Below are 13426 nucleotides of genomic sequence, written 5' to 3'. Positions count from 1 at the left end.
TAGTTTTCCGGGGCACGGGCGTTGGCTTCCCCTTGATACCAGAGAACCCCGCGCAGGGCGCATCCCCGCAGCGGCGCAATCATGGCGTTGTACATGCCGCTGGGTTTATGATGGACAAGAATGGATGGGGGCAGTGGCTCCATCCGGCAGCCCACTTTGTATTTCCACTCCCCGGAGAGATCTATGTTTGCGGATGCAAGCTCCAGGGCATAGCTTTTTCCCTCGACAAGCATGAGCAAGGCCGCGATGAAATAACAGTACCCAAGGGGAGCGGGAGGTTCAGAGATAATGAGAAAAAGAGTGGCCCTTTTAGCCTGGGCGTTGGTGCTCGTTCTATCCTTTGCCGCGCTGGCAGAAGAACGGGCCGACAGGTACGATCTGATCTTCGATGCATCGCAGGATGCGGGCAGGCTCACGGCACGCTTTCTGCAGCTCGTCACCCGCAGCGATGACAAAAGCGGCGACTGCACCATCCTCACCTCGCCAGATGGCCAGGTGATGGTGATCGATGCCGGAAACCCCAGCACTTTCCCGGACGTGGATAGGGCCCTGCAGGCCTTGGGGATGACCCGCATCGACTACCTGGTGGCTTCCCATCCCCATGTGGACCACATCGGCAGTTTTGCTCAGCTGCTCTCCAACTACGAAATCGGAGCGGTGTACACCTCTGAACTGGAGTACCCCACTTCCCACTACAGAAACTACATGGAAGTCCTTGAGCGGACCAACACGCCCCAGATCATCTTAGCGGAGGGCGACAGCTTCCAGTTCGGGGAGCATGTGCTGGTGGAGGTACTGCATCCGCCGAAGGACATAGAGTATTACCAAGGCTACCCCGAGGGCAGCACCCAGTTCATCAACAACCGCTCGCTGGTGCTGAAGCTCACCTACCAAGACTCCACCTTCCTGTTCCCCGGGGACACCTACACCGCTGCCGAGCGGGAGATCGTGGGCCGCTACGGCGACTACCTGCAGGCGGATGTGCTAAAAGCCCCCCACCACGGCGCTTCCACCTCCTCCAGTAAGCCCTTCCGGGAGGCGGTGAACCCCCAAGTGGTGGTGATGATGCACGATGCCATCGCTGACCTGCGCATCTACCGCAACTACCGCCGCCTAGGCGCGGAGACCTTGATTACCAGTATAGATGGCGCAGTGCTGGTGTCCACCGTAGGGGATGGTGCATACAAAGTGATCACGCAGTTCGACCGCCTCACTGACTTCCTGGATTAAGCACGCGCAAAAGACCGCCTCGAGCGGTCTTTTGTAAGCGCTAAAGTAAGCGTGCCTTGACTTAAGGGCCTAGGCGGCGACTTTCTTCTTACTTCAGGATCTTCACCAGTTCGATTTCATCCCTGATGGGGATACCATCCACGCCAAGAAGAGGTATCTCGGGCTTAATCTCCCGGGAGCGCTCCACCGCTCCAGGCAGCAGGCGGTGGAGGACAAAGCCCCGCTTTTGGTAGAACCTTAAGGCCGGCAGGTTGTCGTTGGTGGTGGTCAGCCGCAAAACCCGGCAGCCGTTTTCCAGGGCCACCTGCTCCACTTTCTCCAAAAGCGCCGTGCCCAGGCCTTGCCTCTCCCTCAGGCTGTCCAGGGAAGTGACTTCGCACTCATCTCCCCGCAGCACATAGGTGATCAGGCCGACGATCTCCCCCTCTTCATCCAGCACACCAAAACCAGCCAGCTCGGTGCATTCATAGATGCCGCTGGCGATGACCATTTTGGTGCTGCCCCAGCGCCGCCGGAAAAACTCCGCCAGCTTGGTCCGGGGAATGCTCCCCGCTGTGCAGAAATCCATGGAAACCACCCCGCTCATGTGGTGTTTGACAAAAGAAGCGGCCGCGCAGGCCGCTTCTATTTCCCATCCTGTTTCCTGTTCCTGTTACTTGACCACGATGTTGTAGATCCGGCCGGGTACGTAGATTTCCTTCACGATGGTCTTGCCATCCAAGGCCCTCTGGACGGCCTCGTTGGCCAGGGCCTTTTCCCTGGCGGCTTCCTGCGGGTCGTCCACGTTCACCTCGATGGTGCCCCGCAGCTTGCCGTTGACCTGCACGCCGATCTCCACCGTTTTCTCCACCGTCTTGGCCTCATCCCAGGTGGGCCAGCTCTGCTCGTTGAGCATGCCGCCAAACTTGAGCCGCTCCCAGATCTCTTCGGTGATGTGGGGCGCCACCGGGTTGAGCAGGATCAGGAAGGTTTTCAGCTCCGCTTCATTGATGGAGCCGGTATGGTACACATCGTTGAGCAGGGTCATCAGGGCGGCGATGGCCGTGTTGAACTTGAGGCTCTCGTAGTCCTGGCTCACCTTCTTGATGGTCTGGTGCATTTTCGCTTCCAGTTCGGGCCGGTAGGCCTCGCCGGGGATAACCATATCCATGAGCTTCCAGACCCGGTCCAAAAAGCGCTTGCAGCCCCTGACCCCCTCGGTGCTCCAGGGCACGCTCTTTTCGAAGTCGCCGATGAACATCTCATAGAGGCGCAGGGTGTCTGCACCGTATTCCGCCACCACATCATCGGGGTTGATCACATTGCCCCGGGATTTGGACATCTTTTCGTTGTTTTCCCCCAGGATCATCCCGTGGGAGGTGCGCTTGGCGTAGGGCTCGGGCCCGGGCACAACCCCGATATCGTAGAGGAACTTGTGCCAGAAGCGGGAGTAGAGCAGGTGCAAGGTGGTGTGCTCCATACCGCCGTTATACCAATCCACGGGCAGCCAGTAGTCCAGGGCTTCTTTGCTGGCCAGTGCCTGATCATTGTGGGGATCGCAGTAGCGCAGGAAGTACCAGGACGAACCGGCCCACTGGGGCATGGTGTCCGTCTCCCGCTCGGCGTAACCTCCGCACTTGGGGCAGGTGGTTTCCACCCAGTGCCTGATCTTAGCCAGCGGCGATTCGCCGGTATCGGTGGGCTCGTAGTTGGCCACCTGGGGCAGGCGCACGGGAAGTTCTTCTTCGGGCACCGGTACCCAGCCGCACTTCTCGCAGTGCACTAAAGGAATGGGCTCTCCCCAGTAGCGCTGGCGGGAAAAGACCCAGTCCCGCAGTTTGTAGTTGACCTTGGGCACGCCCAGGCCCTTTTCCTGGAGCCAGGCGATGATCTTCTTCTGGGCGGATTTCACATCCAGTCCATCCAGGAACCCGGAGTTGACCATAACTCCCTCGTCGATGTCGGTGTAGGCTTCCTTGGTGATGTCGCCGCCTGCCACCACTTCCACGATGGGCAGCCCAAACTTCACCGCGAACTCCCAGTCCCTTTGGTCGTGGCCGGGCACAGCCATGATGGCCCCGGTACCGTAGGTCATGAGCACATAATCGGAAACCCAGATGGGGATTTCCATCCCGTTCACCGGATTGATGGCCTTCAGCCCCTCCACAGGCACGCCGGTTTTCTCCCGCACCAGCTGGGAACGCTCAAACTCCGACTTTTTGCGGGCCTGCTCCTGGTAGGCGGCGATTTCCGGGACATTGGTGATGCGGTCCTTAAGCTTTTCCAGGACCGGATGCTCCGGTGAGATCACCATGTAGGTGGCGCCAAACAAAGTGTCGGGCCTGGTGGTGAAGACGGTGAGGGTTTCCTCTGTGTCCTTGATCTTAAAGATCACATCCGCCCCTTCTGAGCGGCCGATCCAGTTGCGCTGCTGCACCTTGACGCGCTCGATGTAGTCCACCAGCTCCAGATCGTTGATGAGCCGCTCGGCGTAAGCGGTGATCTTCAGCATCCACTGGTTCTTGACCCGGGTTTCCACCTGGTGGCTGCAGCGCTCGCACTTGCCGTCCACCACTTCCTCATTGGCCAGGCCGATCTTGCAGCGGGGGCACCAGTTGATGGGCATTTCTTTTTTATAGGCTAGGCCGTGTTCAAACAGCTTCAAGAAGATCCACTGGGTCCACTTGAAGTAGGCGGGATCTGTGGTGTTCACCTCCCGGGACCAGTCAAAGGAAAAACCTAAGGATTTGAGCTGCTCCCGGAAGCGGTTGATGTTGCGCTCGGTGATCACCGCGGGGTGGATCTTGGTTTGAATGGCGTAGTTCTCGGTGGGCAGGCCGAAGGCATCCCAGCCCATGGGGAAGAGGACATTGTACCCTTCCAAACGGCGTTTGCGGGCCACCACATCCAGGGCTGTATAGGGCCTGGGATGGCCGACATGCAGTCCTTCGCCGGAAGGGTAGGGAAACTCTACCAAAGCGTAATATTTGGGTTTACTGAAATCATTACTGGTCTTGAAGATCTGCTTTTCTTCCCAGATCTCCTGCCACTTCTTCTCCACGGCTCGAAAGTTGTAGCGGGCCATCCTGTTTCTTCCTCCATTCCTGATCTCTAGAACTAAAAAAATCTTTCCTCTCCTTAGAGACGAAAGATGTCCGCGGTACCACTCTAATTGATCGCGCCAAAGGGCCGATCCACTCGAGCATGGTAACGGAATGACCGTCTGGCACTACCTATCGCACCAGCAGCTCCCAGGCGAGTTCTGGAAGGATTTGTGCTGCTTCACACCACCCAGCAGCTCTCTGGAAACCCTCCATACTACTCCTGTTCACAGCCTTTGCATATCAGCCCCATTTTATCAATGCCGGCAGCGGATGTCAACCGCCACTTGGCCCCGTTTCCAGCCACTTGTGACCGATCAGTACAACTTGTCTACCACCGACAGCGCGGTCCTCTTCTTCAGTTCCACCACGGCTTCGCCCAGGCGGTGGGCCACCCCTGTGTACAGCAGGTCGATCATGTGCACCTGGGCCAGCTTGGAGCGGAGGGAGCCTCCCTGGAGGGGATCCTCGGCGGAACTGGTGAGGAGCACTACGTCGGAAACCTCAGTGATGGGCGATTTCACCACATCGGTTACGGCAATGGTGAAGGCCCCGTTCTCTTTGGCCAGGCGCATGCAGTCCACCGTGTCTTTCGTGCTCCCGGAATGGGAAAAGCCTACGCACACATCTTCTTCATCCACGTGGGCCATGGCCATAATCTGGTGGTGGGCATCGGCGAAGGCATGGGCCAACATGCCGATTCTCAGGAACTTGCTCTGGGCGTCCAGCGCGGTGAGCCCCGAGGTGCCCACCCCCAAAAAGAACAGGCGCTTAGCTTGGATCATGGCCTCCACCGCCCGTTCCAGGGTCTGGGGATGGACCATTCGGGAGGTGTCCTGGAGCGCGCTGGCGTTCATGGCCGTGATCTTTTCAATGAGGGCCTCCATGGAATCACCGGGGGCCAGGGTGCCGCAGGGTGCGCTTTCCTGCCTGGTGGCCAGCTCCAGGGCGAGACTCAATTTCAAGGCCTGGTAGCCGGAAAAACCCACCGCTTGGGAAAACCGGATAATGGTGGCTTCACCCACCCCGCAGCGTTCCCCCAACTGCGTGACGGAAAGGTAGATAATTTCCTCCGGTTTTTCCAAACAGTAGTCGGCCACCTTCTTCTCCGTGGGCGTGAGGGAAGGGTAGGCACTGCGGATGCGGGCCAGTCCCCCCGAACTCACGTTCATTTCTTTAGCCATCGGGCTCCCCCTTTGCAGTCTGTTGTGAAATTCACGTTTCCAGCATTATGTATTCCACAAGAATTGGAGAGTTCCTCCTAACTATTTGCCCAGCTACAGATGGTATGAAATGAAAATCCAATTTTTCGTGTATTGCGTGAAGGAATTTGCCACCAAGTGTAGAAGTCTGCACTCAGTACAAGTCAGCCTCAAGATTAGGCTCCTGCGGAGGTGGTATGGGAAGGGAAGACACTCTATCTGCGTTGGAGGACGAGCACTGAGCTGGCGCATATGTCGAAGGAGGAATGAACGTGAAAAGACTGAGCATCATCTTTCTCACCTTGGTCATTGCCTTTGGGTTCGCAGCCACAGGTTTCGCTGCTAAGCCCAGCCCCCTGGCTGATCCCCGTGTCCGCCAGGCCATCCGCTACGCCATTGATATGGAAGCCCTCATTGAAACCCTCATGGAGGGCCGGGCAGCTTCCGCCAACAGCCTCACCCCCGATGGCGAGTGGAAAGCTGAAGGCTTGAACCGCTATGAATACAACCCAGAAAAGGCCAGACAGCTTCTGAAAGAGGCCAACTGGGATCCCAATACTGTGTTAGATGTGGTTTACTACTACGGCGACCAGGAGACAGTGGACCTCATGGCCGCCATCCAGGTCTACCTGGAGCAGGTGGGCATCAAGATGAACGCCCGCAAGCTCGAAGGCGACCTGGCCACCTTGCTCTGGTCGCCCCCGGCTGACCCCGTTAACGGCCCATCCGCCGTGGACTGGGATCTGGCTTACGCGGCCATCGCAGCCCTGAGCATGCATGAGTACTACAACCGCTTCATGGGTGGTGCGGCCAGCAACTCCCATACACCAACCGACCCCCATCTGGACGAACTGATCAAAGCCACCTGGGTTGCGGACATCGAAGAGCAGAAAAAGGCCTTCCATGAGCTGCAGAAATACGAGAACGAGACCCTGTTTGCCATCCCCCTCTACCATCAACAGCAGTTTGTAGTGGAGAGCGACAGGCTCGACCGCAAAGGTGCGCCCCTGGGCAACATGCAGTTCTTCTATGACTGGCGCATCATCGATTGGGACATCACCCCCGACAGCCAGGGGAACTACACCCTGTATTCCTCCGGCGGCCCTGTGGAGTTCTTCGAAACCGTGTTCACCAACCCGGCGCTGTACATGACCCAGAAGTTCCTCTTCGACCGCCTGGTGGTGACCGACGAGAACCTCACCCCCTACAAGGGCCAGCTGGCCGAGGAGTATTGGGTAAGCGAAGATGGTCTGACCATCGAGTTCGTACTGCGGGACAACATCTACTGGCACGACGGCACGCCTATTACCGCTGACGATGTGAAGTTCACGGTGGAATACTCTGCCCGGGTGCCTCAGCTCAACGCCGTGGCAGCCCAGACCTACTCCTCCCTGGAAGGCTACGAGGAGTTCATGAGCGGTGCCGCCGAAGGCATCAGCGGCATTGAAATCGACGGCCGGAAGATCACCTTCAAGTTCGCCACCGTTGATCCCAACGCTCTGCTCACCTTCTCCCAGTGGCCGCCCCTGCCCAAGCACCTCTTGGAGGATACCGATCCGGTCCAAGCCCAGCGGGCTGCCTACTGGCAGGCACCGGTTGGCTCCGGTCCCTTCAAGATTGAAGAAGTGAAGATGAACAACTACTCCACCTACGTGCGGTGGGAAGGTTACTGGGATGAGGGCACGGGCAACATCGAGCGCATCCAGCTCTATCCCAGCGGCGAAAGCGATCCCAGCTTCGTCATCAACGCCCAGTCCGGCCTGTTGGACTTCGGCTTCACCAAGAACGTGGCTGAGTCCATCGCCGTGGAGAAGATGGAGCACATGACCGTGTATCCCATCGATATCAGGTACACGCGCCTGTTCTACCCCAACAAGTTCCCAAGGGAATAGGGGTTTAGTGGCGAAATAGATGGAAAGGCCGCCGGAGCCCTGCGGGGTTCCGGCAGCCTTGCCTCTTTTGAGTTCTGGAGGGTGTAACTATGCTTACCTACACGCTGCGCAAACTGCTCATGCTCATCCCCATGCTTTTGGTGATCACTTTTTTGATCTTCGTGGGTTTGGAGCTCACCCCCGGGGATGCGGTTTCCTACATGGTCGGGCCTGAGGCCATGGCCAACATGTCCCAGGAAAGGCTGGATGAACTCAGGGAAGCCCTGGGTTTGAACGATCCTTTCATCGTCCGCTATCTGCGCTGGCTGGGCCGGGCCCTGCGGGGAGATTTCGGCTACAGCTTAACCAGCGGTGTGCCCATTAAGGACATCGTGTTCAGCCGCCTGCCCGCCACCTTGGAGCTTTCCTTGGCGGCTCTGCTCATCTCTACGCTCCTAGGGAGCATCTTGGGCATGGTCAGTGCCCTGCGCAAGGGTTCCATTTTGGATGTGAGCCTTACGGTTGCCGGTATGATCGGTGTTTCCATTCCGCAGTTTTTCTTTGCCCTAGTTTCCATCTTAATCTTTTCCTTCAAACTGGGCTGGCTGCCCTCGGGGGGCCGCACCATGCCCGGGTATACGACCTTTTTAGACCGGCTGCCGCACCTGATTCTCCCCGCTTTGGTTTTGGGCATCACCATGACCGCGGGTGTGATGCGCTATTCCCGTTCCAGCATGCTGGATGCCCTGAGCAAAGACTACATCAAAACCGCCCGCAGCAAGGGCCTGCCCGAGTGGCGGGTCAACCTCCTGCATGGCTTTAGGGTGGCCCTGACCCCCGTGGTTGTCCTGGTGGGCTTCAGGCTGCCCATGCTGATCGGCGGCTCGGTTGTGGTGGAACAGATCTTCCAGTGGCCGGGCATCGGCAAGGAGTTTGTGGCCGCGGTTCGGGGGCAGAATCTGCCCCTGGTGATGATGATTGCCCTGTTCAGCGTCACCGCTGTTTTGGTGGCCAGTTTCTTAGTTGATTTGCTGACTGCACTTTTAGACCCAAGAATTCGTTTGGAGTAGGGTGATAACGTGAGCCGGACCAGAGCTGCACGCTTAAACCGAAAAATGGACCGCCTGAAAATGCTGGAAAAAGAGGGCCTGCTCAAGTCCAGGGAGGGGAGCCGGGCGGTCGGCAAGTTTTTGCAGAATAAACTGGCTGTTGTGGGCCTGATTGTCTTTGCACTCATTCTTCTCTCCAGCATCTTCGCTCCCCTGATCACCAAGTACGATCCAGCCATGATCGACCTGCGCTCGAGACTTAGCCCCCCTTCCCGGGAACACCTCTTTGGCACGGATAAACTGGGCCGGGATGTTTTTGCCCGGGTGCTCTACGGCGGGCGCATTTCCATCTTAGTGGGTTTTGGCGGCGCCCTGGGCGCGGCCCTGGTGGGGGTCAGCTTGGGTACCTACGCCGGCTACAAAGGCGGCTGGCTGGATAAGATCCTCCTGCGGGTTTCGGAGATCTTCATGTCTTTCCCGCAGATCATTTTAGTCCTGCTGCTCGTGTCCATTTTGGGCCAGAGCCTGTGGAACCTGCTGGTGATCTTCACCATCACCGGTTGGGGTTCAGTCTACCGTATGACCCGCTCCCAGATGCTTTCCATCCGGGAAGAAGAATACGTGCAGGCCCTGAAGGCCTTCGGCCTGAGCGACGGGCTCATCGCCTACAAACACATGCTGCCCAACGCCCTGGGCCCCATCATGGTCAACCTCACCTTGAGTACGGCCATGTTCATTCTGGAGGAGACGGCCCTGAGCTTCTTGGGCTTGGGCGTACCCCTGCAGATCCCCACCTGGGGGAACATTCTCAACGCTGCCCAGGACCTCACCATTTTGCAGGAGGCCTGGTGGATCTGGGTCCCGGTGGGGCTGGTCATCTCCGCCTTCGTTTTGAGCATCAACTTCATCGGCGACGGGCTGAGGGATGCGGTGGATCCCACGCAGCAGGGTTAGGAAGGTGGTTTACGTGGATACCATTTTGACTGTGGATAACCTCCACATCAATTTCTATACCAACAACCGCTGTAATGAAGCGGTGAAGGGCGTATCCTTCCAGCTGAAAAAGGGCCGCACCCTCTGTTTGGTGGGGGAGAGCGGCTGCGGGAAGAGTGTCTCCGCTTCGGCGATCATGCGGCTTTTGCCGCCCCTGAGCCGCATTGAGGAAGGGCGGATTATCTACCACACTGACCAGGGGGACATCCACCTCCACGAGCTGGATCCCTCTGGCCCTGAGATCCGGGCCATCCGGGGCGCGGAGATCGCCATGATCTTCCAGGATCCCATGACCGCCCTGAACCCGGTGTACACAGTGGGCTTCCAGATTCGGGAAGCGTTCATGTACCACGCCAAAATGGCCAAGGCGGCCATGCAGGCCAAGGCGGTGGAGCTGCTGCGGGCCATGCGCATCCCCGCGCCGGAACAGCGGGTGAACGAGTACATCCACCAGTACTCCGGGGGTATGCGTCAGCGGGCCATGATCGCCATGGCCATGGCCTGCAACCCCAAGATCCTCATCGCGGATGAGCCCACCACAGCCCTGGACGTGACTGTCCAGGCCCAGATTTTCGACCTGATGAACGATCTGCAGCAGAAACACAACGCAGCTATTCTGCTCATCACCCACGATATGGGGGTCGTGGCCGAGCTGGCCCACGATGTTGTGGTCATGTACATGGGTGTGGCGGTGGAAAACGGCCCCGTGGAAGATGTGCTCACCAGGCCCGCGCATCCCTACACTTCTGCCCTGCTCAGGTCCATCCCCGTTTTGGGCCAGTCCAAGGCCCAGAAGCTGGAGCCCATCCGCGGTTCCACTCCAGATCCATTTAACCGGCCCCAGGGCTGCCAGTTCCACCCCCGCTGCGACTTTGCCACTGAGCAGTGTCTTCAGGAGCCGGAGACTTTCAGCGTCAGCCCCAACCACACTGTGCGGTGCTGGCATTACGAGAAGGTGTTAGCCAATGCGTAGGGAACAGGATGTGCTGTTGAAAATCAGAGACGCCCAAACCTATTTCCCCGTCCAGAAGGGGCTCTTCAAGCGTACGGTGGGCTATGTGCGGGCGGTGGACAATGTCAGCCTCGATGTTTACCGGGGGGAGACTTTGGGGCTGGTGGGCGAAAGCGGCTGCGGCAAGACCACCTTGGGCAAGTCCATCCTGCAGCTGGTACCCGTAACCGGGGGCCAGTTCATCTACAACTTCGACGGGGAAGAAAAGGATCTGCGCAAGCTCTCCAAAGACGAGATGATGCAGGCGCGCAAAAGGCTGCAGATCGTTTTCCAGGACCCCTATTCATCCCTGAATCCCTCTTTCACCATCTTTGGCTCTCTGCAGGATCCCTTGAAGAAGTTCGGGGTAAAATCCAAAGAAGAGCGCAGGCGGATCATCGGGGATCTTCTAGAAGCGGTGAACCTGCACCGAGAGTACATGAACCGCTACCCCCACGAATTCAGCGGGGGACAGCGGCAGAGAATTGGCATCGCCCGAGCCCTTTCCCTGCAGCCGGAGTTGATTATCTGCGACGAGGCGGTGAGCGCCCTGGATGTGTCCATCCAGGCCCAGGTGCTCAACCTGCTGTTGGAGCTGAAGGAGAAGCACAACCTCACCTACATTTTCATCAGCCATGATCTGAGTGTTGTGGAATACATGAGCGACCGCATCGCGGTGATGTATCTGGGCAAGATCGTGGAGCTGGCCCAGGCTGAAGATCTTTTTGCCAATGCCATGCATCCCTACACCCAGGCCCTGCTCTCGGCCATTCCCGTGGCTGAAGTGGGCCGCAGGCGCAAGCGCATCGTGCTGGAAGGCAACGTCCCCAGTCCGGTGAATCCGCCCCCGGGGTGTACCTTCCACCCCAGGTGCCCCTACGCCATGGAGGTATGCAAGAGCAGGGTTCCGGAGCTGAAGACCTACCTGATTGACGGCAGGGAGCACCAGGTAGCCTGCCATCTGGCGGAAAAAGAGGCAGCCAAGTTTGTCCAACCAGTAGAGACAGCGGAGGTAGAAAAAAATGCAGCTAACTGAACTACGAGGGGTTATCCCACCGATTGCTACTCCCTTTGATGAAGCAGGTGAAGTGGATTTAGTTTCCCTACGGAAACTGACCAATTACTTGATTGACGGCGGCGTCCACGGCATCTTCTGCCTGGGTTCCACCGGGGAATGCGCGGCCCTCACCGATGAAGAGCGGGTGAGCATTGTCAAGACCGTTGTGGAGGAGACAGCTGGCCGGGTGCCCGTTTTGGCAGGCATCACCGAAACCAGCACCAAAAGGGCCATCCGCCTGGGCGAGCTGGTGATTGCCGCCGGTGCCCAAGCGGTGGTTGTGGCCCCGCCCTATTACCACATGAACAGCCAGCAGGAGCTGCTCACCTATTACCGCGACTTAGCTGCGGCCCTGCCTGTGCCCGTCATCGCCTACAACGTCCCGGTTTTGGTGAAAACTCCCCTGGAGCCGGCCACAGTGGAAATGCTGGCCCGGGAGGGCACTATTCTAGCTCTCAAGGACAGCGGCGGCAACTCCAACATCCTCCGGGAGTACATTATGCGGACCAGGGATATCCCCGGCTTTACGGTGCTCACCGGTATGGAGTTCTTGGTGGATACCGCCATGCAGATGGGAGCCCACGGCTCGGTACCTGGGATAGGCAATGTGGCACCTAGAGAGTATGTTGAACTCTACAACCTCTGCCTGCAGGGCGAGTATGGCAGGGCCAGGGAACTGCAGGAACGCTTGATCAAGCTGTTCGACATCTGCTATCAGGGTTCTTCTCGGCTGTCCGGTTCTGCTTCGGCTTTGAGCGGGTTCAAATCGGCCCTGCGCTGGTTGGGCGTGATCCAGACCGCGAAGATGGCACCGCCATTGGGATCGCTGAACGCGGAAGAAGAGGAACGGGTGCGCCGCATCTTAATCGATTTGGGCTTCTTTACCCAGGCGGCCCACGGGAAGGAAGAGTAACTTGAGTGTTTTACATGCCGTTCATCGAGGACTGATCGTTTCCTGCCAAGCGCTGGAAGAGGAGCCGCTCCACGGCCCCATGCTCATGGCCGCCATGGCCAGGGCGGTGCAGCTTGGGGGTGCCGTGGGCATCCGGGCCAACGGTCCGCAGGATGTGGAAGTGATCAAAAGGATCACCGGCCTGCCGGTGATCGGGATCCACAAGATGACCAACGGGGCGGGGGAGATGGCTATCACGCCCACCTTCAGCCTCGCCGAGGAGCTGGTGCGATCCGGAGCGGACATCATCGCCGTGGATGTGCGCCGCACCAGGCCCTTTGGGGAGCCTTTGGCCGAGCTCCTTCCCCGTATCCGCAGGGAGCTGGGTGTGCCGGTTATGGCGGACTGCGCCACGGTTGAAGATGCCCGGGCCGCGGTGGAAATAGGGGTAGACCTGGTGGCCTCCACCTTTGGCTTTAGGCAGAACGGGCTGGGTACGGAACCGGATTTCCAGCTGCTTAGGGACATGCTCCAACTGGGTGTGCCCGTGGTGGCCGAGGGTGGTTTCTGGTACCCGGAACAGGTGGTTGAGGCCCTGGAGCTGGGCGTCTGGGCTGTGGTGGTGGGCAGTGCCATCACCAGACCCTTGGAGATCACCAGACGCTTTGTGCGGGCCATCGAGCAGGGCGGTTTACAATAAGCAAATATCTTTGAGGGGACGGGACTCCGCGGGGTCCCGTTTTTTCGTAACAAAAAATGAAAAACAAAGGAGGAGATTCACAAACTATGTCTAATTATAACAACGGAACCAGTTTAAAACGGTTTAAGTAGCGGTTGTTGTTAGGAGCACGTTAGTGGTCAGAGAACTCTCGTCGCTTTGAGGCGCTGTGTTTCCGGACCACTTCGTTTTTACAGTCTTTTGAACCGTTTTAAATGACCGGGCCGTTTTGCGGCCGTCCGCCTCTAGATCAGTGTTAAGGGAGGAGTTCAGGATGAGAGAACGTCTGAAGTTAAGCGACGTGGAAGTGGTTGAAATACCGTGGGCGGAGCCGGTGGTCAGC

The 13426-nt window shown here is 58.3% G+C and carries 12 protein-coding genes, 1 pseudogene and 1 other annotated feature; of the genes and pseudogenes, 8 read left to right on the top strand and 5 right to left on the bottom strand.

What is annotated here, in order from left to right; translation table 11 throughout:
* Positions 1-233, bottom strand: a pseudogene (locus ACE4YL_RS08455) (sialate O-acetylesterase); the annotation flags it as partial.
* Between the two features lie 55 nt (positions 234-288).
* Between ACE4YL_RS08455 and ACE4YL_RS08450 the strand changes: the two are divergent.
* Complete coding sequence (locus ACE4YL_RS08450; protein ID WP_461360280.1) at positions 289-1230, top strand: ComEC/Rec2 family competence protein; 942 nt, start codon at positions 289-291, stop codon at positions 1228-1230.
* Positions 1231-1318: 88 nt separating this feature from the next.
* Here the strand turns inward: ACE4YL_RS08450 and ACE4YL_RS08445 are convergent, their stop codons facing one another.
* The 3 genes from ACE4YL_RS08445 to ACE4YL_RS08435 all read right to left on the bottom strand — a co-directional run bounded on the left by ACE4YL_RS08445 (position 1319) and on the right by ACE4YL_RS08435 (position 5494).
* Complete coding sequence (locus ACE4YL_RS08445) at positions 1319-1798, bottom strand: GNAT family N-acetyltransferase (RefSeq protein WP_461360279.1); 480 nt, start codon at positions 1796-1798, stop codon at positions 1319-1321.
* 84 nt (positions 1799-1882) lie between these two features.
* Positions 1883-4294 carry a leucine--tRNA ligase gene (leuS, locus tag ACE4YL_RS08440; protein ID WP_461358329.1) on the bottom strand — a complete coding sequence of 804 codons (2412 nt, stop codon included), beginning with the start codon at positions 4292-4294 and terminating at the stop codon, positions 1883-1885.
* Positions 4295-4346: 52 nt separating this feature from the next.
* Positions 4347-4550 (bottom strand) — a binding site (T-box leader).
* Between the two features lie 77 nt (positions 4551-4627).
* The gene (locus ACE4YL_RS08435) at positions 4628-5494 is read right to left on the bottom strand and encodes a MurR/RpiR family transcriptional regulator (protein ID WP_461358328.1); all 867 of its coding nucleotides are present in this window, start codon (positions 5492-5494) and stop codon (positions 4628-4630) included.
* 290 nt (positions 5495-5784) lie between these two features.
* Between ACE4YL_RS08435 and ACE4YL_RS08430 the strand changes: the two genes are divergently transcribed.
* The 7 genes from ACE4YL_RS08430 (at position 5785) to ACE4YL_RS08400 (ending at position 13065) form a co-directional block, all read left to right on the top strand.
* Complete coding sequence (locus ACE4YL_RS08430) at positions 5785-7404, top strand: ABC transporter substrate-binding protein (RefSeq protein WP_461360278.1); 1620 nt, start codon at positions 5785-5787, stop codon at positions 7402-7404.
* Between the two features lie 89 nt (positions 7405-7493).
* A complete protein-coding gene (locus tag ACE4YL_RS08425; protein WP_461358889.1) occupies positions 7494-8453 on the top strand; it encodes an ABC transporter permease in 960 nt (319 codons plus the stop codon).
* A 60-nt stretch (positions 8454-8513) separates the two neighbouring features.
* Positions 8514-9386 carry an ABC transporter permease gene (locus ACE4YL_RS08420; RefSeq protein WP_461358892.1) on the top strand — a complete coding sequence of 291 codons (873 nt, stop codon included), beginning with the start codon at positions 8514-8516 and terminating at the stop codon, positions 9384-9386.
* Positions 9387-9390: 4 nt separating this feature from the next.
* The gene (locus ACE4YL_RS08415; protein ID WP_461360277.1) at positions 9391-10398 is read left to right on the top strand and encodes an ABC transporter ATP-binding protein; all 1008 of its coding nucleotides are present in this window, start codon (positions 9391-9393) and stop codon (positions 10396-10398) included.
* Positions 10391-11452, top strand: a complete 1062-nt coding sequence (locus tag ACE4YL_RS08410; RefSeq protein WP_461358887.1) for an ABC transporter ATP-binding protein — start codon at positions 10391-10393, stop codon at positions 11450-11452. Before ACE4YL_RS08415 ends, ACE4YL_RS08410 begins: the two co-directional genes overlap by 8 nt.
* Entirely contained in the window at positions 11439-12386 is a 948-nt protein-coding gene (locus ACE4YL_RS08405; RefSeq protein ID WP_461358886.1) for a dihydrodipicolinate synthase family protein, read from the top strand. The genes ACE4YL_RS08410 and ACE4YL_RS08405 overlap by 14 nt, the downstream gene beginning before the upstream one ends.
* A gap of 1 nt (position 12387) precedes the next feature.
* A complete protein-coding gene (locus ACE4YL_RS08400; protein ID WP_461358885.1) occupies positions 12388-13065 on the top strand; it encodes an N-acetylmannosamine-6-phosphate 2-epimerase in 678 nt (225 codons plus the stop codon).
* Between the two features lie 123 nt (positions 13066-13188).
* Here the strand turns inward: ACE4YL_RS08400 and ACE4YL_RS08395 are convergent.
* A partial coding sequence (locus ACE4YL_RS08395; RefSeq protein WP_461369515.1) for a hypothetical protein occupies positions 13189-13426 on the bottom strand: 238 nt, incomplete at its 5' end.

The organism is Candidatus Darwinibacter acetoxidans, from assembly GCF_041936445.1.
GTDB lineage: Bacteria > Bacillota > Limnochordia > Darwinibacteriales > Darwinibacteriaceae > DTU010.
Note: the sequence above shows the minus strand (reverse complement) of the source record. Positions and strands in the feature narration are given on the sequence as shown.